The sequence below is a fragment of the Acinetobacter sp. 1424608 genome (assembly GCF_000588255.1).
Taxonomy (GTDB): Bacteria; Pseudomonadota; Gammaproteobacteria; order Pseudomonadales; family Moraxellaceae; genus Acinetobacter; species Acinetobacter nosocomialis.
Map to the genome: position 1 here is coordinate 72,307 of NZ_JFXL01000014.1, position 21,689 is coordinate 93,995.

The 21,689-nt window shown below is 39.3% G+C and carries 20 protein-coding genes; 13 read left to right on the plus strand and 7 right to left on the minus strand.

Annotated elements, in window-relative coordinates; translation table 11 throughout:
* Positions 1-45: 45 nt before the first annotated feature.
* From J678_RS17335 to J678_RS17345, 3 genes are all read left to right on the plus strand, one after another.
* Positions 46-435, plus strand: coding sequence for a PaaI family thioesterase (locus J678_RS17335; RefSeq protein WP_017393644.1), 390 nt, complete (start codon positions 46-48; stop codon positions 433-435).
* Positions 436-468: 33 nt separating this feature from the next.
* Positions 469-2,220, plus strand: coding sequence for a tannase/feruloyl esterase family alpha/beta hydrolase (locus tag J678_RS17340; RefSeq protein ID WP_017393643.1), 1,752 nt, complete (start codon positions 469-471; stop codon positions 2,218-2,220).
* 144 nt (positions 2,221-2,364) lie between these two features.
* The gene (locus J678_RS17345) at positions 2,365-3,264 is read left to right on the plus strand and encodes a DMT family transporter (protein ID WP_017393642.1); all 900 of its coding nucleotides are present in this window, start codon (positions 2,365-2,367) and stop codon (positions 3,262-3,264) included.
* A 40-nt stretch (positions 3,265-3,304) separates the two neighbouring features.
* On the opposite strand, the gene J678_RS17350 is transcribed toward J678_RS17345, so the two are convergent.
* Together J678_RS17350 and J678_RS17355 are read right to left on the minus strand one after the other, a co-directional pair.
* Positions 3,305-3,745: a hypothetical protein gene (locus tag J678_RS17350; RefSeq protein ID WP_017393641.1), complete on the minus strand. Its 441-nt coding sequence runs from the start codon at positions 3,743-3,745 to the stop codon at positions 3,305-3,307.
* Between the two features lie 20 nt (positions 3,746-3,765).
* Positions 3,766-4,836, minus strand: coding sequence for an AraC family transcriptional regulator (locus J678_RS17355; protein ID WP_017393640.1), 1,071 nt, complete (start codon positions 4,834-4,836; stop codon positions 3,766-3,768).
* A gap of 129 nt (positions 4,837-4,965) precedes the next feature.
* Between J678_RS17355 and J678_RS17360 the strand changes: the two genes are divergently transcribed.
* Positions 4,966-6,426 carry a coniferyl aldehyde dehydrogenase gene (locus J678_RS17360; protein WP_017393639.1) on the plus strand — a complete coding sequence of 487 codons (1,461 nt, stop codon included), beginning with the start codon at positions 4,966-4,968 and terminating at the stop codon, positions 6,424-6,426.
* Positions 6,427-6,497: 71 nt separating this feature from the next.
* Here J678_RS17360 and J678_RS17365 read toward each other — a convergent pair whose 3' ends face one another.
* The 3 genes from J678_RS17365 to J678_RS17375 all read right to left on the minus strand — a co-directional run bounded on the left by J678_RS17365 (position 6,498) and on the right by J678_RS17375 (position 10,620).
* Positions 6,498-7,961, minus strand: coding sequence for an amino acid permease (locus tag J678_RS17365; RefSeq protein WP_004709911.1), 1,464 nt, complete (start codon positions 7,959-7,961; stop codon positions 6,498-6,500).
* A gap of 332 nt (positions 7,962-8,293) precedes the next feature.
* Entirely contained in the window at positions 8,294-9,388 is a 1,095-nt protein-coding gene (gene astA / locus J678_RS17370; protein WP_017393638.1) for an arginine N-succinyltransferase, read from the minus strand.
* Entirely contained in the window at positions 9,385-10,620 is a 1,236-nt protein-coding gene (locus J678_RS17375) for an aspartate aminotransferase family protein (RefSeq protein ID WP_017393637.1), read from the minus strand. Before J678_RS17375 ends, astA begins: the two co-directional genes overlap by 4 nt.
* Before the next feature lie 135 nt (positions 10,621-10,755).
* Here J678_RS17375 and J678_RS17380 point away from each other — a divergent pair, with 135 nt between their 5' ends.
* From J678_RS17380 to J678_RS17420, 9 genes are all read left to right on the plus strand, one after another.
* Positions 10,756-11,178, plus strand: coding sequence for an Lrp/AsnC family transcriptional regulator (locus J678_RS17380; protein ID WP_009501788.1), 423 nt, complete (start codon positions 10,756-10,758; stop codon positions 11,176-11,178).
* Positions 11,179-11,489: 311 nt separating this feature from the next.
* On the plus strand, positions 11,490-12,920 hold the full coding sequence (locus J678_RS17385) for a gamma-aminobutyraldehyde dehydrogenase (RefSeq protein WP_017393636.1): 1,431 nt from the start codon (positions 11,490-11,492) through the stop codon (positions 12,918-12,920).
* A 28-nt stretch (positions 12,921-12,948) separates the two neighbouring features.
* Entirely contained in the window at positions 12,949-13,719 is a 771-nt protein-coding gene (locus J678_RS17390) for a nuclear transport factor 2 family protein (protein ID WP_017393635.1), read from the plus strand.
* 59 nt (positions 13,720-13,778) lie between these two features.
* Positions 13,779-14,498, plus strand: coding sequence for a FadR/GntR family transcriptional regulator (locus J678_RS17395; RefSeq protein ID WP_004888103.1), 720 nt, complete (start codon positions 13,779-13,781; stop codon positions 14,496-14,498).
* A 65-nt stretch (positions 14,499-14,563) separates the two neighbouring features.
* A complete protein-coding gene (locus J678_RS17400) occupies positions 14,564-15,271 on the plus strand; it encodes a cache domain-containing protein (protein ID WP_000193721.1) in 708 nt (235 codons plus the stop codon).
* A gap of 195 nt (positions 15,272-15,466) precedes the next feature.
* Positions 15,467-16,798: an APC family permease gene (locus tag J678_RS17405; protein WP_017393634.1), complete on the plus strand. Its 1,332-nt coding sequence runs from the start codon at positions 15,467-15,469 to the stop codon at positions 16,796-16,798.
* A gap of 19 nt (positions 16,799-16,817) precedes the next feature.
* On the plus strand, positions 16,818-18,263 hold the full coding sequence (locus J678_RS17410; RefSeq protein ID WP_017393633.1) for an NAD(P)/FAD-dependent oxidoreductase: 1,446 nt from the start codon (positions 16,818-16,820) through the stop codon (positions 18,261-18,263).
* A 144-nt stretch (positions 18,264-18,407) separates the two neighbouring features.
* A complete protein-coding gene (locus J678_RS17415; RefSeq protein WP_079378169.1) occupies positions 18,408-19,766 on the plus strand; it encodes an amino acid permease in 1,359 nt (452 codons plus the stop codon).
* A gap of 378 nt (positions 19,767-20,144) precedes the next feature.
* Positions 20,145-20,504: a hypothetical protein gene (locus tag J678_RS17420; RefSeq protein WP_017393631.1), complete on the plus strand. Its 360-nt coding sequence runs from the start codon at positions 20,145-20,147 to the stop codon at positions 20,502-20,504.
* Positions 20,505-20,645: 141 nt separating this feature from the next.
* Here J678_RS17420 and J678_RS17425 read toward each other — a convergent pair whose 3' ends face one another.
* Both J678_RS17425 and J678_RS17430 read right to left on the minus strand, forming a co-directional pair.
* Positions 20,646-21,323 carry a DUF799 domain-containing protein gene (locus J678_RS17425; protein WP_002047990.1) on the minus strand — a complete coding sequence of 226 codons (678 nt, stop codon included), beginning with the start codon at positions 21,321-21,323 and terminating at the stop codon, positions 20,646-20,648.
* Positions 21,320-21,688 (minus strand): DUF4810 domain-containing protein, encoded by a 369-nt coding sequence (locus J678_RS17430; RefSeq protein ID WP_002047997.1) that lies wholly within the window; start codon positions 21,686-21,688, stop codon positions 21,320-21,322. Before J678_RS17430 ends, J678_RS17425 begins: the two co-directional genes overlap by 4 nt.
* Position 21,689: the final 1 nt, after the last annotated feature.

Here is a 21,689-nt window from a genome sequence, read left to right on the forward strand (position 1 = left end):
CTTTTTATTTTCGGGAAATAAATAATTCAGCATGGAGCCTTCATTATGGATCAAAAAACTTTAGAACACTTACCGCCCATTCATCACCATTTGGGTGGACACAATATCCATTGGAATGAAGAAAATACTGAACTTAACATCCACTACACAGCGCTAGAAAGCTTTACCAATCCACGCGGCACGGTTGAAGGCGGCATGATCTGCGCCATGCTTGACGACGTGATGGGACTTTTTGCATTTCTCGTCAATGACCATAAACCCGCCACCACCATCAACTTAACAATGGATTTTTTAAGGCCCTGTGCTGTGGGCGAAGTCATTACAAAATGCCGATTCATTAAACAAGGCAAAACCGTACTGAATCTCGAAAGTGAAGCTTGGCAAAACAACAAAATGATTGCTCGAAGCACAGCTAATTTTCTGGTTTTAGATTAATTACGACCATTCATTCAAAAAGGATTTGAATAAATGAATTACACCAACAATAAGCGAATTTTGACCCACTCCGCTTTAGTGCTTGCCATGCTTGGCGCTTTGGCAGGCTGTGGAAGTGATAATGATGACACATCGGCTCCTTCTACAAACAAGCCACCGCAGTTGTCTCCTGCTGTTGGCGTAAAAATGACAGGAAGCTGTTCAGACTTACTCGGATTTCAGTACAACAATACCGTTATTAGCTCAGCTACCCTTCAAGAAGCAGGCACATTGTCTGTCGCCAACAAACCGATTGGCGCACATTGTTTGGTCAAAGGATATATGGATCAACGGGTAAGCCCTGTTGATGGACAAACTTATCAAATTGGTTTTGAAATGCGCTTACCAATAGACTGGAACGGCCGTTTTCTCTATCAAGGCAATGGCGGAACCGATGGCAACTTAGTGCCTGCAACAGGTCAGGTCGGCAGCGGTGGTCCACTGACCAATGCCCTGCATGATGGTTTTGCTGTTATTTCCTCTAATGCCGGACATAATGCTTCACAAAATCCAATGTTTGGTTTAGACCCTCAAGCTAGAATTAACTACGGCTATGGTGCAATTACCAAACTCACGCCTATGGCAAAAAACCTAATTAAAGCCGCATATGGTAAATTGCCAGACCGCTCCTATGCAGGTGGTACATCGAACGGCGGGCGTCATGCCATGATTGCAGCAACTCGTTTGGGTGACCAATATGATGGCATTTTAGCAAGCACACCAGGTTTTCACCTACCTCGTGCAGCTGCAGCCCAACTCTACACCGCACAACAGCTTCGTCGTGTCGCAACAGATGAAAATGACTTAAGTACCGCCCTGACCCTTTCAGAACGTAAAGTTTTAGCAAAAGCGATTTTAGATCGATGCGATGCTTTAGACGGTATTGCAGATGGACTGGTTCAAGACGTTGAGGCTTGCCGTACAGCTTTTGATATTCACAAAGATGTACCTGTTTGCTCAAGCACAAGAGATGGCACCTGCCTAAGCACTGAACAAATTGATGTATTAGCCAACATTTACCGCGGCCCAGTAAACTCTGCTGGACAAGCGCTCTATGCAACCCAGCCTTTCGACCCCGGTTTAGTCGGTAGTAACTGGGCAAGCTGGAAATTTGAATCTTCAGTGGGAACAGCACGTGACCCCGTTGCTGTTGGCATTCTTTTTCAGGTTCCACCAGACCCAACTGTGACTCAAAACTCTAGACAATTTGCCTTTAATTTTAACTTCGATACCGACTATCCAAAACTCTCGGCAACCAATGATGTGTATACCGAAAGTTCGATGTCATTCATGATGCCACCTGACGAACTTAATCTAGACAAACTCCGTAATCACGGTGGAAAAATGATTGTGGTACAAGGCACAGCAGATGGCGTTTTCTCTGTAGATGACACCCAAAATTGGTACGATCAACTGCTACAACACTATAAAAGTGATGCGAAAGGTACAGCGCCTGAATTTGCGCGTTTCTTTAGAGTTCCGGGCATGAACCATACCCGTGATGGCATTGCGACCGATCAATTTGATGCATTGACTGCTTTAGTTAACTGGGTAGAATACGGGCAAGCACCTGACAAAATCATTGCAACCGCACGCGGTGCAGGTAACCCAAGTGGTCAAATTAATACTGAGCTTCCACAAAATTGGGCGCCAGACCGCACTCGTCCACTTTGCCCTTACCCACTGATTGCTCGTTACAACGGTCAAGGTGATAGCGAAAAAGCTGAAAACTTTAGCTGTAAATAGCACCCTAAAAATTAAAAGAGAGCTGACCTAGGCTCTCTTTTTTTATTCTAATAAGTATCACTATTGAATCATTATCAAATGATATTTCATCCAATGCCTGCATCACTGCTAAGATAATACCGAAAACCAAAAACTCATTTCGATATGCAAAATCAGACTGCTCCAAATCTCCCCTCTACACAACTTGGAAAAGCACTGCTTTGTCTTATGACATCGGCATTATTATTTTCCATTATGGGAGTGTGCATTCGTTTTGCTTCGCAAACGGTAGACAACGCGACCGTCGTGTTTTTTAGAAATGCAGTCGGCTTATTTATTTTTATTCCGATGCTCTTTAAACAGGGTCTAGATTTTATTAAAACCGATAAACTCTGGATGCACACGTGGCGAAGTCTAGTTGGGTTAGCCGCCATGTATGGCTTTTTCTATGCGATTGCGAACTTAAAACTATCAAACGCTATGGTTTTTAGTTATTCATCTCCTATCTTTATTCCACTGATTGCATGGCTTTTCTTAAAAGAAAAAATTACAAAATCAATGATTTTTGCCGCTGTGATTGGTCTCATTGGGGTTTTATTTGTCGCTAAACCCGATAAAGGTCTATTTAACGCATTATCTTTTATTGGCTTGGGCGCCTGCTTTTTATCAGCAATGGCCTTTGTCACTGTAAGAGCTTTAACCAGTACAGAGCCGCCTGAGCGTATTGTTTTTTACTTCTGTATTTTTGGTAGTTTAATTTCCTCTATTCCAATGTTCTGGCATTGGCGTATTTTCACTTGGCATGAACTAGCCCTGCTCATTGCCGCAGGACTTTTAGCAAACATTAGCCAACTGTTTATGTCTTATGCCTACAGCCTAGCCCCGGCAGGACAAATTGGCCCAATGAACTACATTGCTATTATTTTTGCAGGAATATGGGGATTTGTTTTTTGGCATGAATTACCGGATCTGTTTAGCATTATCGGTATATTTATTATTTTATTTGCCATTTTGCTCTGCAATCCATTTTTGCAGAAAAAGTTACTTTCTCTATTTAAGGTTTAGATATAACTCCTTCTAATATTAGTTTTATAACAATTGAAAACTAATCAATTGTTATAAATATTTCCTCATATTCAACCTCTTCAAAAACTCTAGCTCTGCCATGTGCATTTAATCCCTCATATTTAATTTTTGCATTCCACGAATCAACGATTTTTTGCGCGATTAATAAAGCCTGCTCCGCTATCATCTCGTCATGTAGGCTGGTCAATTCTATGAGATTCATCCAAAACTGAGTTCTATTTATCTCTTCCATCTTTCGCAAATTATCAAATTTGACTTGATCAAACTCACTCGCTAAAAAAATATGATTTTCAATTATAAGGAAATCAGGAAAAACTAAATTTAGAATCTTAAAAAGTAAATCTACGGGTAGCTCTTTAATTTTAAAAATTGAGTAAATATATTCAATATCACCAAAGAAGTTTGGCTTATTTATATTTTTAAAACTTTCAAAACTTAAATCACCATCTTTTTCATCCATACAATTCAACCCATCACTATTTATAAAACTAATTTCTCACGATACTCATTTGGTGAAATGCCTGTCCAGTGACGGTAGGCTTTTCTAAAATTAGAAGTATCTGAAAAGCCAATTCTCTCAGCAATTTCGTCTATGGTTAAAGTTGTCTCTCGCAAATATTCGTCCGCAAGACGGCGCCGAGTCTCATCTAATAATTCTTGATAGGTTAAATCAAAACCTGCCAAGCGCCGGTGTAAAGTACGCTTTGAAATATGTAAGCATTCAGCCATTTCTTGAGCCGACGGAAAAAGCCCCGTTCCATCCAATAATATTAAACGAATCGTTTTCACCAACTCAGGCTCTTCAAGTTCAGCAGCGCCTAGCATCCGCTCACAAAACGACTTACACATATCAGCAGTAATCGGGTTAGCATTTGGGCAAGGTACATCGAGCCATTTTAAATCAAAGTGCCATTGCATGACCCCAGCATTAAACTGAACGGGACAATGAAAAACTTTTTCATATTCTTCTGCATAGTCAGGCGCTGGATAGGGCAACAAAAGCTTCTTCGCTTGAAACGGTCCTTCAAGCACCCGTTCAATTAAGGTTTGCATGGAGCTAAACCAAAACTCGCACACCAAAGGCAGAAGCTTACCCAGTGCAATAATGTCCTGCCCTTCAAAAATGGCAACGTCATCTCGAATATAAAAAGACTTCTTTAAAATAGGCCCTGCAAGCTTAATGTGTCGAATGCCAAGCTCTACCGCTTGTCTAAAATTACGCGAAGAATATAGTGCGTAGCCATACACCCCAAAATCTGACAGTCGCTGCTTTTGCCCTGCGCGCAGACCAATAAGTGGATCATTTGATAGCTTTTGAATATTTTGAAATAGCTGAATTTTTTGGACTTGAGAAATATATAAAGAAGGCTGATTTATAGCTTCTGGCAAAATATTTGTGCCCGACAGAACTTCTACTATTGAATGACCTTGCAGGCCCATTTCATCAAATAAACTGGTCAAACCCAGCAAATATGTATTCGAGCCTAAGGATGTATTATCATAGTTTCCTTCGATAATAGCATTTGCACTTTTATAAAGCTTTTTAGGCATTTAACTCACACCATCCTTAGAGTGACGTGCATAATGGCACTAAACTACCTCTTGTTGTCTCAATTTAACATCGACCATACAACGCTTCAAGCATAAAGTATGATAAGCAAAAGTATGGAAGGAATAATAATGGAACAGTCCACCTTAAAAGAATATAACGGCTCTGCCACTGAACATATGGAACTTATTTTTTCCAAACAACGTGCCAATTTTGAGGCAGATCCCTACCCAAGCCTTGAGTCACGCCGCACAAAACTGTATCAACTCAAAAAACAAATTATTCGTTATCAAGATGCTTTAGCTACCGCGATTAATGCTGACTTTAGCTCAAGATCACTCGATGAATCTAAATTACTCGATTTACTTGGCTCTGTGTTGGAAGCCGATCATGCGATTCATCATTTACGTCGCTGGATGCGTCCAAGTAAACGCCGTACCGAGCTTTTATTTTTATCAAACCGTTTAAGTGTGCAATACCAACCTAAAGGTGTAGTTGGTGTGATTGTGCCTTGGAACTTCCCGGTTTATTTAGCACTTGGCCCACTCATTGCCGCGTTAGCTGCCGGCAACCGAGTCATGATCAAACTCCCTGAAATTACCCCCAATACCAATGCCATGCTACGACGCATGCTTGCCGAAGTTTTCAATGAAGATGAAGTGGCGGTTTTTGGTGAAGAAATTACAAATCCTGCTAGATTTACCACTTTGCCATTTAATCACATTGTCTTTACTGGCTCTCCTGCCATTGGCAAAGTCGTCATGCGAGCTGCTGCTGAAAATCTAACGCCTGTTACGCTTGAGTTAGGTGGTAAATCACCAGCAATTGTAAGCCGCAATTACCCGCTCGCTGATGCTGCAAAACGTATTACCCATGGTAAAGCAACCAATAGCGGTCAAATCTGTGTAGCACCTGACTATGCATTGGTTCCCAAAGAAAGTATTGATGAATTTGTTGAAGCTGCAAAATCAAGCTTTATAAAAATGTTTGGTCAAAACATCACAAACAATGAAAATTACACATCGATTGTCAATGACCGTCATTTAAAACGTATTCAAGATATTTTGACCGATGCACAAGAAAAAGGTGCACGCATTATTCCTTGCGACACTTATAGTTTTGATCAACAAGGCCGTAGGATGCCTGTACAGATTGTGCTGAACTGCACGCCAGACATGCGCATTATGAAAGAAGAACTTTTTGGCCCTATTTTACCTGTGGTTGCATATGATTCTTTAGATGATGCAATTACCTATGTGAAATCGGACGAACGACCTTTAGCACTTTATTGCTTTACACATAGTTCAGTAGAACGCGACCGAATTTTACGTGAAACTCATTCAGGTGGTGTGACCATCAATGACTGGGGTTGGCATGTAGTTAACCATGACGCTCCTTTTGGGGGTATCGGCAACTCAGGTATGGGGTCATATCATGGTGAAGAAGGTTTCCGTGAACTTTCACATGCAAAAACTGTATTTATCCGTCATCGATTTTTCCCGACCCAGCTTTTCCACCCTCCTTATGGAACATTCTTGCAAAAACTGGCAATTCGCTTTTTCTTGAAAAAAGGCGATCCAAATATTAAATAATAGATTATAAAAAAAGCCTCGTAATGAGGCTTTTTATTATTTTTTAAACAAATAAAATCACTACACTTTGTTTAAATATAATCAGCCTTTTGTGCTTTTAAAATATCAAGCTGCAACATCTTTTTCTTTTTATATTTATAGGCAATAAATAAACCAATAAACCAGATTGGTGAGCATTCAAGTGCAATTAAAGTGTCGTGATCTAAAGCTAAAATGACAATAGTAAATACTAAAAACAACATAGTCATCCATGCCATAAATAAACCACCAGGCATTTTATATTTTGATTGAATATGTAATTCTGGACTTTTCTTACGATAATAAATATATGACATCACAATCAGCATAAATGTAAAAATACATAAAATTGAAGTGAGCGCTGAAATAATCGTAAATGCCGTCATGACATTTGGAACAATAAATAAAATCGAGGTTCCCACTGTTACGCACGCCATTGAAAACACGAGTCCACGAATTGGAACTTTTCTTTTTGACAGCTTACTAAAGCTTTTAGGTGCATCGTTGTCTAATGCTAAACCGTATAACATACGACTGGTCGCAAAGATTCCACTGTTTGCAGAAGATAAAGCGGAAGTCGCAACAACAAAGTTAATTAAACCGGCTGCAATAGGTAAACCAACTAGAGTGAACATTTCTACAAAGGGACTTTTTTCCGGTGAAACTTTTGCCCAAGATGTAACTGCAATAATACAAACTAGTGCACCAACATAGAATAATAAAATACGTAAAGGAATAGAGTTGATGGCTTTTGGAAGTGAAGTATGCGGGTCTTTTGTTTCTGCGGCAGTTGTACCTACCAGCTCAATACCTACAAATGCAAAAATAGCAATTTGGAAGCCCGCCAAGAAACCTGTTACACCATATGGAAACATCGACTCTGTTTCAAATAAATGGCTCACCGAAGCCTTGACCCCATTTGGAGAGGTAAATCCGGTACCAATTAAGTAAATACCCGCCAAAATAAATAAAATAATTGCGGTAATTTTGATGAGTGAGAACCAAAACTCCAGTTCACCAAACAAACGAACGGCCACAAAGTTGAGTATGGTTAATATGGCTAATGAAGTAAATGCAGGAATCCAAACGGGTAAATCAGGATACCAAAACTGCATGTACCCCCCGATCACAATTACATCGGCAATCGCTGTAATAATCCAGTTACACCAATAAGACCAACCGAGAAAAAAACCTGCCCATGGACCTAAATAAGCGGTTGCGAAATCGGCAAATGTTTTAAAGTTCGTATTTGCAAGCAATAACTCACCCATTGCTCGCATCACGAAGAAAAAGAAAAAGCCAATAATTAAATAGGTTAAAATAATTGAAGTACCGGAAACACTTAATGTTTTCCCAGAACCCATAAATAATCCGGTACCAATTGCACCGCCAATCGCAATCATTTGAATATGGCGATTTGTCAATGAGCGTTGCAATTTTTCCTCTTCTTGACCAGTCATATGTTGACTGCCAAGGAGGTCTCCTTCCAGGAACTGCTTTCCTTTATTATTACTCATGTAATATTAACTCCAATTTATAGCAACCGTTATAAATATGTTTTAATAATATGAGTTATGAGTTTCGCTTGAACCGAATAAATCATCCTACAAATATTATTAAAACCACTTATAATTTAGTAAATTCCATTTTTAAATCTTAAAATAGTTATTTAAAACAATAAAATATTAACCATAGAATTATCCCGTTATGCCTCATCATCTTAATCGATAAAAATGAACCTATAAGTCCCTTTCATTCTATTAAGATGATGTATATCCATATCAATTTTTTGACTCAGGGATAATATAGTATTCCACATGAAATTTGGTGAGTTATGAAAACTCACTGCCTAATTAACCACCATTTGCAAATACTGGGTATTTTCCGATCTATTTGCTGCTTTTGGTTTTGAAACCTGTTTAACATTAATACTCAAGACGCGGACTAATGCTCCATTTTCAACGTTCAGTTCTTGAGCCTGTTCGGCGCTTAGCTGTAGTTGTTCCTGATAAGGTGAGCTATACACCACAATTGCCCGATAGTTTTCATAATCGTCATTAGCAACAATATAAGGCTCATCGCCTAAATTTAGACGAGTAGAGTCTACAACTTTGACTGCTAAAATCTGACTTTCTTTAATAGCGCGTAAATTTTCAATATCTGCCTGTAGCGTCGCGCCACCGTCAAAAATATCTATATAACCTTTATAACGCAGCCCTTCTTCCAGTAAGAGGTTGTAGGCTGGTCGAGTATTTGGATGAACCATACCAATTGCCGCTTTAGCATCGTCTGGCAACATATCGACATAGAGCGGATGTCTCGGCATCAGCTCGGCAATAAAAGCCTTTTGCCCTATTCCGCTTAAATAGTCCGCTTTGGTAAATTCAATATTAAAAAATTTATGGCCTACCGCATTCCAAAATGGTGATTGCCCATTTGCATCGGAATAACCACGCATTTCGGCAACAATGGTTTCTTCGAAATATTGACGAAATGCAGACAAGAACAAGAATCGTACTTTAGATAAAAATTTACCATTTTTATTTAAACGGTAGTCTGGATCTAAAAATAACGTACAAAGCTCGCTACAGTTCGTGTGGTCATTACTCAAATACAAAGTTGGTAAAGCGTTATAGACACTTAAAGGTTCCGAGGCATGCACTTGGGTGCCCACATGGAAATTGTACCAAGGCTCTTTTAAACCAAGCGCAACTTCAATACCGCAAACACCTACCACTTTATTGAGCTCGGTATCTTCTAAAACAAATAAATAAACCTGATCAGCTTTTGGTAATTCACCTGCTACTGTTTTACAAGCCCGTTCAATGCGTGCAGCCAATTTTTCCATATTTGGCTGCAAAGATGTCAAACCAAAACCCGCTTTTTGAGCCAAAAGGTAAAGATCATTAACATCCTTAGGTTCAATGTAGCGAATAATCATCATGCTGCTTGTTCATCCTTTTGAATTTCTACAAAGCGAGCAATTGCACGTTCAAAACGTTTTAGACCTTCATCAATGTCAGCAAAAGGAATAATTAACGATGGTGTAAAACGTACAACGTTTGGACCAGCAATCAGACTTAATAAACCTTCCTCACCCGCAAGGTTATTAATATCTTTTGCTTTACCTGCAAATTTATCTTTTAAAACACAACCAAGAAGTAAACCTTCGCCACGTATTGTTTTAAAGACTTCATATTTTTCATTTAATTGATTTAAAGCATTTTTATAGTAATCATGACGCTCTTTAACGCCTTCAAGTACTTCTGGTGTATTAATAAATTCGAATACAGCACCTGCAACTGCACTTGCCAGCGGGTTACCGCCATAAGTCGTACCGTGTGTACCCACTGAAAAATGCGGCGCAAATTTATCAGTTGTTAACATTGCACCGACAGGGAAACCACCGCCCAATGCTTTTGCAGTAGTAAGCACATCCGGTGTAACACCGTAGTTCATGTAAGCATAAAGTGAACCTGTACGACCGACACCTGTTTGCACTTCATCAAAAATAAGTAAGGCACCAAACTGATCACACAGTTCCCGTAAACCTTTTAAAAATTCGATATCAGCAGGAATTACCCCACCCTCACCTTGTACAGGCTCTACAATTACTGCACAGGTTTGCTCATTAATAACTGCTTTAGCCGCTTCTAAATCATTATAGGCAACATGGCTAATGCCGTTTGGAAGTGGTGCAAAGTCTTGTGAATATTTTGGCTGACCACCAGCCGAAACGGTAAATAAAGTACGACCGTGGAACGCGTTGTTAAATGCCACAATACCGCTTTTACCCGCAACACCGCTGTCGAGTCCAACTTTACGAGCAAGCTTTAATGCTGCTTCATTTGCTTCTGCACCTGAGTTACAGAAGAATACTTTGTCAGCAAATGTATTTTCAGTGAGTTGTTTAGCAAGACGCAGTACGGGTTCATTGGTATAACCATTGCCGACATGCCAAAGTTTTTTTGCTTGTTCTGTTAACGCATTGACTGCCACTGGATGCGCATGACCTAATGCATTTACTGCAATCCCGCCTGCAAAATCGATATATTCTTTATTTTCTTGATCCCAGATACGTGAATCTTCACCACGTACCGGAATGAAATTTGCCGGTGCAAATACTGGAACCATCCATTCGTTAAAGTCATTTCTGGAAACTGCAAAATTATTCATTGTGGCTTGCCCATCAAATTAAGATTATTAGGATTATCGATGGGGCTATTATTAAAAATCAAAATGACTCACAAAATTTGTAATTTAGTAAAAAATGAATTATTTTTTATCAATCTGATAATTGACAATGACATTATGGACAATATTGATCAAATTATTTTAGGTTTACTTAAAGATAACGCACGGATGTCTGTAACCGAGATAGCCGAAAAAGTTCATGTTTCAAGAGCAACGGTTAAAAAGAGAATGGAATATCTCGAGTCTTCCGGCATCATTACCGGATATACGGTTCGTTTTAAACCAAATGCTGAACGCAATGTCATCCGCGCATGGATGAGCATTATGGTCGAAGGTACTAAAGCACAGTCTGTGATTAAAGAACTACGTCTAGAAAGCGCGGTTGAATGTCTGCATAAAACTAATGGTAAATGGGATATTTTGGTCGAGCTACGCTCCGACACCTTAGAAAACTTCGATAAAGTATTAGAGAGAATTCGAAATATTTCAGGTATTTACAATAGTGAAACTAGTATTTTGCTGGCGAGCCATAAGACCTAATCATCACGTTAAATCTCAAATTAAACATGGGGTGAGCCAACTTACGGCTGAGCTCATCCATTTCCCTTTCATTCAAAAAATTCTCTATGGCCGCTCATTAAATCTAAAAACACCATTCCAACGATGAATCTATTCTAATAATCCTCAATAAATTTTTAAATAATCAAAATCAAAAACTTAAAACACCTTCTCAGTTGAACTCACCCTTTTTCTACTTAATCCCCTCATCAAAGCATTTGACAGAAAATTTAAAACATAATACATATAGTATTATATGTTATATGTTAAAACCTAAGGACAAGGTATAAAAAATGGCTAAAACTCAACTACAACACTTCATTAACGGCGAATATGTTGCTAGCAAAGGAAATGATTTCTTCGATTTGGTAAGCCCAGTCACTGGTGAAGTCTATGCACAATCGCCGAATGCGACCGAGGCAGAAGTTGATGCAGCTTATGCTGCTGCAAAAGAAGCATTTAAAATTTGGGGACGTAGTACACCTTCGACTCGTCAAAAAGCATTACTGAATTTGGCAGATGCTATTGAAGCAAATGCTGACCGTTTGATTGAAGCGCAAAGCCGCAATACAGGTCAGTTAAAACATTTAATTGCATCTGAAGAAGTTGGTGCATCGGCAGATCAAGTTCGTTTCTTTGCAGGTGCTGCCCGCTTACTCAATGGCACAGCAACTGGTGAATATTTAGAAGGTTTAACTTCTTCTATTCGCCGCGAACCAGTCGGCGTGGTCGGCCAAGTTACACCTTGGAACTATCCACTCATGATGGCAATTTGGAAAATTGCTCCTGCTTTAGCAGCGGGTAATACTGTCGTATTAAAACCAAGTGACACAACACCTGAAAGTACCCTTTTACTTGCAGAAATTGCTGCACCATTTTTTCCGAAAGGTGCATTTAACGTGGTGTTAGGCCAAGCGCAAGTTGGTTCAAAAGTGGTATCACATAAAACTCCTGCTCTCGTTTCTATTACAGGTTCAGTTCGCGCCGGATTACAAGTTGCTGCTTCTGCTGCGGCAAATTTAGCAAAAGCTCATCTTGAACTTGGTGGTAAAGCACCTGTACTGGTTTTTGAAGATGCAGATCTTGATAAAGCCGTAGAAATGATTGCTTTAACAGGCTATTTCAACGCAGGTCAAGACTGTACTGCTGCAACACGTGTGATTGTGGCTGAATCTGTTCATGACGAGTTTTTAGCTAAACTTGTTGAAGCTGCAAAAAATACACGTTTTGGCGATCCAGATGATCAAGACGCGCTTTATGGTCCACTTAACAATGCCAATCAATTAAAGAATGTTAAAGCGTTTATCGACAACTTACCTGCTCACGCCAAAGTTGAAACAGGCGGAAAACAGGCAGACCGCTCAGGTTTCTATTTTGAACCGACTGTTATTAGTGGTTTAAAACAACACGACGATGCTATTCAAAATGAAATTTTTGGACCAGTGATTACCGTTCAGAAATTTACCGATGAAAATGATGCCATTGAAAAAGCCAACGATGTTGAATATGGCCTAGCTTCAAGTGTTTGGACCAAAGACCATGCTCGCGCAACTCGCCTGTCACGTGAACTTGATTTCGGTACAGTTTGGATTAATACCCATATTCCTTTAACCGCGGAAATGCCACACGGCGGCTTCAAAAAATCAGGATATGGTAAAGATTTATCTGGCTACGGTTTTGAAGAATATACCCGTGTTAAACATGTGATGAGTTCAAACGAATAATAACAATGCGTTTTGAAAGGAGATCAAAATGAATAAGCAAGAAATGAAAGACTTGGTGACTAAAGCACACCACGAGTTATTTAATTTGCATGACACCACTGCTCTAGACCGTTATTTTTCTGAAGACTTTATAGAGCACTCACCACTCGTTGCAAATGGTATTTCAGGTTTACGTCAACTGGTAGAAGACTGCCCAGATATGCAACACGAAGCTGTACGTGTACTTGCAGATGGTGACTTGGTTGCAATTCATGGCCGCTTTCAGGGCTTAGATGAAAACCCATTGGTTGGTTTTGATATTTACCGAGTAAAAGACGGCAAAATTGTCGAGCATTGGGATGGTCTTGTGGCAGAAGCTGCGCCAAATGTAAGCGGTAGAACTCAACTAGATGGTCCAACTGAAATCGTAACTCACCATGACCCAGAGAAAAACCGCGAGATTGTGACGTCTTTCTTTAAGAAGTCATTAATTGATGGCAATTATGATGCCTTTAAAGAATATACCGACGGCGACCAGTTCATTCAACATAGTCCAGATATTGGTGATGGCGTTAAAGCAGTCATTGATTTTTTGAACAATATCCGTAATGAAGGACAAGGTTTGGTATACTCAAAAACGCATCGCTCCATTACTGATGGTCAATTTGTATTGACACATTCCGAAGGCAGTATTGCTGGTAACCGACATGCATATTTTGAATTATGGCGTGTAGATAATGGCAAAATTGTTGAACTTTGGGATGCAATACCGGCTGTGCCTGAAGATGAACAGGCTGTCCATGGTTATGGCGTGTTTTAATAACTATTTATCCGCTTCATTAAGCTAAGTCTTTTGACTTAGCTTTTAGAGAATTCGCCATGTCAGCATATACGATAATTTTTGCACCTATTGCTCAAGCAACTCGTTCGGAACAAGTTGTAGAACGCTTGGAAAATGCAATTATCTCTGGTTTGCTCAAAAGCAATGAACAACTTCCTAATGAAGCAGACTTAGCACGCTTAATGGGAGTTTCGCCAATCACTGTTCGCGAAGCATTAAATACTTTACGTGTAAAGGGTTTAATTGATACACGTCGCGGCAGAAATGGTGGAAGTTTTGTTTGTGAGCTACCTTCTGATTTACTTTTAAATCAACATCCTTTGCGCCAAGCTTCAAATGAGTATCTTGCCGATTTAGGCGAGTTTCACAGTGCAATTTTAAGTCATAGTGCCTATCTGGCCGCTCAAAGAACCACTGAATATGAACTTAATAAAATAAAAGAGTTAATTGAACAATTTGAACAAGCTGTTGAAGCAGATACACGTGCACAGCTTGATTTACGTTGTTTGCTTACGCTTACCTCATTTGCCCAATCTGCAAGGCTGGCAAATCAGGAACTCACGATTCAGGCTGAATGGGCTCCGCTTATCGCCGTACTTTATCAAGATGATGATTTTCACCGTGAGGTTGTAAAACAATATCACCATCTTTTGTCGTCTTTTAAGGAAAACAATGAAAATGAAGCTGTGATTCAAGCCCGAAAAATAGTTTCAATGCTCACTGACCAAATGCTTCGGTATAAGTTATCGAGTGAATAAAAATAATAAATATGATGGCTTATCAATAATCAAGTTAGAAATATGGAATTTTAGGAGTTATAGGAATGACCCAACAGTTAGATATAGAAGAGCTACAAAATTTGTTAAAGACGGTGGTTGACGAAACAACCTCTATTACAGAAAAACTCGCAACTAAGGCGAGCAAGATTTTGTCAAAGCATGCATCTGAAAAAAATGCAGATATTAAGCTTTCAACTTCAGAACGCTCTGCTTTGCAAAAGGAAATTAAAAAAGCACTTAATCAAAGCCATTATAGTCAAGGAACTGGTTTTGCGAGTTATAGTCCGGCAACTCAAGAGGAACAAGACTACTGGACACTCGAATGGTGGTATAAAAAAGAAGATCAATTACAACAAGCAAAACTTGAAAACTATCAAAATGCGCAGCGCTTTTTAGATTTCCGCTCATTTGAGTGGTTCCATAAACCTGCACAAAATAAAAGTCCATGCATACATGGACCTTATGTTGATTATATCTGTAATGGTGCCTACACCATTACCATTGCCCACCCTGTCATGATTCATGACCACTTTATTGGCGTCATTGCGACCGATATTTTAGTTTCGGCTCTCGAAAAACTGCTTATGCCCAAACTCAAAAATATTAAGCAAAAGACTGTCATTATGAATGATTCATCTCGGGTCATTACTTCAAATGACATTAGCATCAGAACCGGGACATTATTTAAAGAAAAGACTGATCAACAGTTTTTCTCGCAACCATGTCAGTCTTTCCAGCTGGTTGTCATCTAAAAAGCAAAGAATATTGGCCTTTTATTCTCGCTTTAGTGTGCCATCAAGGTGATATAGCACTTTAAGCCCTTAGCTGTTGTTCAAACTTTCTTCAAATAGACTTGTTTATTCAGGTCTAGGGGAAGTTTTGGCCTAAAAATAGCATCGCCTTTCTGGATGAAAAGCAAAAACAACGAAATTTGAGGTTGAAAAGACATGGAAAATAAAGCGTCTTCCTTAAAAAAATTATCACTATGGCAAGTCACAATTATTGGTATTGCCTATATGACCCCCATGACGGTTTTCGATACTTTCGGTATTGTTTCCGGAATTACCAATGGTCATGTTCCCCTCGCATATTTACTTGCTTTAGGCGCGATGCTGCTTACTGCTTGGAGCTATGCGAGGTTTAGTCAAAATTCAGAAAGATCAGGTTCGGCCTATAGTTATACTGCAGAAAGTTTAGGGCCTAGAAGTGGATTTTTCGTTGGCTGGTGCTCTCTACTCGACTATCTGTTATTACCGCTTATTAATGTGTTACTGGCTGCAATTTATCTCACCGCACTCATTCCGAGTATGCCTTATTGGTTTTGGGTGCTGGTATCGGCGGGCCTTGTGACTTTAGTCAACTGTTTCCGTATTCGGTTACTTGCCAACTTAAGTCTCGTATTTGTGTTTGCTCCGATTATCCTCATGGTCATTTTTGTATATTTAGTGGTTAGAGGTATTGGTTCGACCCAAGGTTATGAGCATGTGCTTACTCTGGCTCCACTATGGCATGGTCAACAATCGCTATTACCGCTTGTTGCTGGTGCTTCGGTTTTATGTTTTTCATTTTTAGGTTTTGATGCAGTTACTACTCTTTCAAATGAAACCAAACAGCCCACCAAGAATATTCCCCGAGCAGTCATGTTAACCACACTTGCGGGTGGGCTTCTTTTCTTCACAGCTGCTTGGTTTATTCAACTTTATTTTCCAAACAATGTCCGTTTTCATCATCCTTCAGAAGCATTACCAGAAATTGTGCTTTATGTGGGTGGTGCTTTGTTTCAGTCCATATTCTTATGCGGCCAAATTATGAACACAGTCGCCTCAGGCCTTGCCTCACATGCCAGTGCTTCGCGTTTACTGTATATAATGGGGTCCGACAATATTTTTCCTAAAAAGTATTTTGGAACCATCCATAGCTCTTTAGGGACACCATTTTTCTCGGTTTTATTTGTCGGGCTTATTTCAATGTCGGCTATTTTCTTAGATTTAGCTCAAGTTGTTAGTCTGATCAGTTTTGGTGCGCTCGTTGCTTTTACAGCCGTAAACTTCTCAGTTTTTATGAAATTTTATATTAAAGATAAACAACGTTCAGGTTTTAAAAATAAATTTCTAAACCTATTTTTACCGTTGTTATCGGTCATTAGCATTATTTGTTTATGGCTCAATCTCGACTCATCTTCACTGATTTTTGGATGCTTCTGGTTAACTTTAGGCATTCTCTTATTCATTTATAAAACGATTAAAAAACAAAGTATTGCAATTAGTAATGCTTATTAATTTTTTAAGGAACGTCGTCATGAAAATTATTTCTAAACCTCAACTTTTAAAAGATGTGGAATATAAACCAAGTAAGTCTTTACAAGTGGGTAAAGAATGGAGCTGGTTAAATCCAAAACACGCGCAATTTGACTCAACTACGGTTAATGGCACTTCGGTAAATAACCCAGCAAACTACTATGAAAGTTCCCTGTCCGATTGGCATACATTTGACAGTTTAAATGCTGATATTGAATGTGATGTCGTGGTTATTGGTGGTGGTTTATTGGGTTCATCGACTGCCCTACACTTAGCTGAACAAGGCGTAGATACCGTTTTATTAGAAAAAAACCGTATTGGTAGTGCAGCTTCAGGGCGAAATGGCGGACAACTTACCCCAGGTTTAGCACGCTGGGAAGCTCAAGAAATGGCTGACCGATTAAGTTATGAAGATGCAAAAAAACTATGGCATTTTACTTCTACGGAAGCCATGCAACTCATTGATGATATCTCTGAAAAATACCAACTCAACTTTGATCGTAAATACGGCCATATTACCGCCGCCGTTCATGAAGGACATTTGGTTGGCTTAACCCAAGGTGCCGATGCCCGAAAATACTTAGGTGAAGACCATACCCGTATTGTGGGTAAACATGAACTCATGGACTTTATTAAGTCAGACTACTATACAGGTGGTTTAATTGATGAGTTAGGTGGACAAATTCATCCGTTGGCTCTAAACCGTGGTTTAATTTATGGCTTTTGCCAAAATGGCGGTACTGTTTATGAACAAACAGAAGTTATTTCAATAGAAGAAAAGGCAGATGGTATTTATGTTCAAACAGTAAATGCTGTCGTAAAAGCTAAAAAATCTGTAGTTCTGGCAGTACACCATGCCTCGTTTAAACTTTTATCTGAACAGAACAATACCACTATTCCATTTTATACCTATGTCGCGACCACCGCTCCTTTAGAGTTTGACACCAAAGAGCTTCTGCCATTTGGACATCCGGTTTATGACACTCAGTTCCAGATTGATTACTACCGCCCTGTGTTTAACAACCGCTTATTATTTGGTGGGCAAGGTACTGGCACATGCTGGGGGCCAGAGAAAACTTTAAATTATCTAGAGCATCGAATTCATACCGTGTTCCCGCAAATTAAAAATCTAGAAATGGATTTCGTCTGGAGTGGCACTACTGATTTAACCGTTAATGGTGCAGTCGACAGTCGTAAATTCGGCAATAAATTCCCGATTTATGCAGTTCACGGCTGGAGCGGTCACGGCGTGGCACAGACAGTACGTATTGGTAAAGCCATTGCAAATGACTTTGTTGGGCAATCTAATGACTTTGAAATGTTATCTAAAATTGACCATCAAAATATTATTTTTGGCCGTACGCTTGCCCCTGTCGTTATTCCACTTGCGAAAAGTATGTATGGCATCGGTGCAATGATTAACCCGGGCAAAATGGTATCTTTCTAATTTATAAAAACATCATTTTCTAAAAAGGATTCGTACAGTTTTGTGCGAATCTTTTTATATAAAGGCAATATTGCTTTTCAAACTAGGTTATCCCTATTCAATCCATTACAATAGCGCCAGCTTTTTTAGACAGCGCATAGTATTTTGAGTAACTCATCTTCCCAATTAAAACGTGGACTTAAAAATCGTCACATCCAGTTAATCGCTATGGGTGGTGCTGTGGGCACAGGACTTTTTTTAGGCTCTGCACAAGTCATTCAGTCTGCTGGTCCTTCAATCATTTTGGGTTATGCCATTGTTGGTTTGGTTGCATTTTTAATTATGCGCCAAATGGGTGAAATGATTGTCGAAGAACCTGTAGTTGGCTCTTTTAGCTATTTTGCACAAAAGTATTGGGGAAGATTTCCCGGTTTTTTATCGGGCTGGAACTATTGGGTTGTGTACATTTTAGTTTCGATGACTGAGCTTACCGCCGTGGCTAAATATGTACATTATTGGTGGCCTCATATCCCAGCATGGGTTTCGGTTTTATTTTTCTTTGTGCTGGTCACGTGCTTGAACTTAGGCAATGTTAAATTTTATGGCGAATCTGAATTTTGGTTAGCCATTATTAAAGTTACCGCAGTCATTTCAATGATTGTGTTTGGCTTATATTTATTGCTTACAGCCGGCAATGATTCTATAGCGAGCTTTTCAAACCTGTGGCAGCATGGCGGATTTTTCCCGCATGGCTTTTCGGGTTTGTTCTATATGCTCGCCTTTTTAATGTTTGCATTTGGCGGTATTGAACTGATTGGAATGACCGCTGCTGAAGCAGAAAATCCTGAAAAAAGTATTCCACAAGCGATCAACCAAGTTATTTTTCGAATTTTGGTTTTTTACGTGGCCTCGCTCGCAATTATTATGTCCCTTATTCCATGGAACCAACTGGACCTTGGTGGTTTAGATAAAAGCCCCTTTGTCATGATTTTTAGTCAGCTTGGCATTGGTTGGGCGGCACATTTACTTAACTTTATTATTTTGACTGCTGCACTTTCAGTTTATAACAGCGGCATGTATGCCAACAGCCGAATGTTGTATGGACTGGCAGTACAAGGCAATGCCCCTAAAGTCTTTGCCAAAGTAAGCAAACAAGGTGTACCCACAGCTGCTGTCGTCTTCTCTTCTATCCTGATTTTTGGGTGTGTTTTACTCAACTACTTTGTACCAGAAGAAGCTTTAAGCCATCTTATGTATATGGCTGTTGCAGCTTTGGTTTTGAACTGGGCGATTATTAGCTTTACCCATTTAAAGTTTAAGCAAGCTATGAAACTAGATGGAAAAGTTGCCAAATTTCCTGCTCTATTTTCGCCTTTGAGTAACTATGTCGTGCTCGCTTTTATCGGCATGATTTTATACATTATGTGGACTCAAGGCTTTAAAGAATCAGTAATTTTAATTCCGATCTGGATTACTTTAATGCTTGGTTTATATAAAGTTTTAAGGTTAGATAAATCACTCTGAACGTCCTAAAAGGCTTATTCAAACAGAATAAGCCTTTATTGTTTTAAGCGGCTGTAAACAAGTCTCACCTCTTTGCAAATTTCAACAGACCAAATATCTGCATCTCGTCTGATCAATCATCCATCACTTAGTAGTTTTTAGTTATATGCTATCCATTTAAAAATAGTGCTTAAGACATTTTTAAGAGATGATTATTAAGGTACAAGTGTTTACATGATCTATAAATATTTGTGTCAATGTTCAGCTAAAATCGTGGCTGACCAGATATATCGCGATCATCAATCAGGAAAAGACGCTTCATAAATAGCTCTTTTATCCACTTTACTGATTTTGCTCCATTCACTGCGTCGCTTAATGATGAAAGACAGGAAAAATTTTATGGAAAAAACGCTGCAATGCCCAAAGTGTGGTTCTACAGAAATTGAAACACGTGACCATAACAAACTACTTAAAACCACTGGCGGTGTTTTACTAACAGCTGCAGGGACTACAGCGGGTACCGTAGGTGGTGCTGCAACAGGTGCTTCTATAGGAGCAGCGATTGGTACTGTAGCTGGACCATTAGGTGTAATTGTTGGCGGTACTGTAGGCACATTTGTCGGTGCAATCAGTGCAGGTATTACTGGCGGTGTAGTGGGTAATATTTTTGGTAAAAAAGCAGGTGTAATGATCGATAAAAATATATTTCAGGACTACCGCTGCCTAAAATGCAAATACCGTTTTAAAGTAAAGAAATAAACTAATTTCAATTGAATTAAGCAGGTAAAATCAATTTTCAACTGACTCTCCTGCTTAAACTCAACTTTTATAAAGTGCTCCAAATCATAAAGATATGAAGCAACTTGTCTAATAAATTAAAACCCAAATTTAGATTTTAATTTACTTCGCAATTCCATCTTGTTGGTACTGAGGTGAGCGTGGGCCATATAATAAGCCTGTACCCGGACTATAAGGAGTCGGGGTAAACAGTTGAGCATTTACCATACTTGCTATTGGATAAGCGCGATCATTAAAGTTGCTAGAGATCTGTTCAACCAAAGCACCGACTACAGCACCAAGTAAACCAGAGTTACCATCACTACTTGATTGGGATAACTTTTTCTCACCTGTCCAAATCACATCACCTGTTTTTAAATCAACAAGTTTTGCATCTGCACTTACTGTGGCGACACTTTGAATCACTTGATATTTAGAGCCATATTCTTTAATTCGAATGTATAAAGCAGCATCTGCACCAAAAATCTCTTGTAATTTTTGAGGAGCAATAGACTGCGCATCACTGCCATTGGTGACACCATTCTCTTTAAACATGTTGTCTACAACAGAGATGGGAAAAACATAATAGCCAGCTTCTGCTACAGGCGCTATTACGGTTGGCCAATAACTGTAAGTCGCTTTTACATCCGGTGAATCATTGACTGGTGGCAATACCAAAATTGACTTTGGCATGTGAGCTTTATAAGCAGTTATGTCTTTATTTGGTGCTGGAGTAACTGCACAACCAGTAAATGTAATGCTAGAAATAACCAAACCAGCAATTAGAAACTTCTTAATCATGATTTTGTATTCCCACCATTCGCATTCATTTTTTGCAATAAGCGATCCATTAAAACTGTAGACTCTGGATAGACTTGACGTTCAAGCTGGAAATACTCGATTGCTTTTTGAGAATTATTTTCTTGTAAATACAATAACCCTAAATGCGCATATAACCCCGGCGGAACAGCTAGGCCCTTACCTTTAGTTTTTTGAATCTCAGCTTCTAATGTCGTGATTTGTGCACTTGGTGTCGCTTTTTCAGGTGCGGTATACATCAAATAAGTTTGATGTGGATAACTTCCCCAATTATATAAAGATTGAGGACCAGTGGCACAGCCCACCAATCCCAAAGCAAGAACACTACTTAAAACAATTTTTTTCATC

Coding starts and splice junctions, on each gene's coding strand:
- J678_RS17350 (WP_017393641.1), bottom strand. CDS start 3,745: ATGGATGAAAAAGATGGTGATTTAAGTTTTGAAAGTTTTAAAAATATA.
- J678_RS17380 (WP_009501788.1), top strand. CDS start 10,756: ATGGACAATATTGATCAAATTATTTTAGGTTTACTTAAAGATAACGCA.
- J678_RS17405 (WP_017393634.1), top strand. CDS start 15,467: ATGGAAAATAAAGCGTCTTCCTTAAAAAAATTATCACTATGGCAAGTC.
- J678_RS17355 (WP_017393640.1), bottom strand. CDS start 4,836: ATGCCTAAAAAGCTTTATAAAAGTGCAAATGCTATTATCGAAGGAAAC.
- J678_RS17365 (WP_004709911.1), bottom strand. CDS start 7,961: ATGAGTAATAATAAAGGAAAGCAGTTCCTGGAAGGAGACCTCCTTGGC.
- J678_RS17400 (WP_000193721.1), top strand. CDS start 14,564: ATGACCCAACAGTTAGATATAGAAGAGCTACAAAATTTGTTAAAGACG.
- J678_RS17410 (WP_017393633.1), top strand. CDS start 16,818: ATGAAAATTATTTCTAAACCTCAACTTTTAAAAGATGTGGAATATAAA.
- J678_RS17375 (WP_017393637.1), bottom strand. CDS start 10,620: ATGAATAATTTTGCAGTTTCCAGAAATGACTTTAACGAATGGATGGTT.
- J678_RS17340 (WP_017393643.1), top strand. CDS start 469: ATGAATTACACCAACAATAAGCGAATTTTGACCCACTCCGCTTTAGTG.
- J678_RS17345 (WP_017393642.1), top strand. CDS start 2,365: ATGCAAAATCAGACTGCTCCAAATCTCCCCTCTACACAACTTGGAAAA.
- J678_RS17360 (WP_017393639.1), top strand. CDS start 4,966: ATGGAACAGTCCACCTTAAAAGAATATAACGGCTCTGCCACTGAACAT.
- J678_RS17335 (WP_017393644.1), top strand. CDS start 46: ATGGATCAAAAAACTTTAGAACACTTACCGCCCATTCATCACCATTTG.
- J678_RS17430 (WP_002047997.1), bottom strand. CDS start 21,688: ATGAAAAAAATTGTTTTAAGTAGTGTTCTTGCTTTGGGATTGGTGGGC.
- J678_RS17420 (WP_017393631.1), top strand. CDS start 20,145: ATGGAAAAAACGCTGCAATGCCCAAAGTGTGGTTCTACAGAAATTGAA.
- astA (WP_017393638.1), bottom strand. CDS start 9,388: ATGATGATTATTCGCTACATTGAACCTAAGGATGTTAATGATCTTTAC.
- J678_RS17385 (WP_017393636.1), top strand. CDS start 11,490: ATGGCTAAAACTCAACTACAACACTTCATTAACGGCGAATATGTTGCT.
- J678_RS17395 (WP_004888103.1), top strand. CDS start 13,779: ATGTCAGCATATACGATAATTTTTGCACCTATTGCTCAAGCAACTCGT.
- J678_RS17390 (WP_017393635.1), top strand. CDS start 12,949: ATGAATAAGCAAGAAATGAAAGACTTGGTGACTAAAGCACACCACGAG.
- J678_RS17425 (WP_002047990.1), bottom strand. CDS start 21,323: ATGATTAAGAAGTTTCTAATTGCTGGTTTGGTTATTTCTAGCATTACA.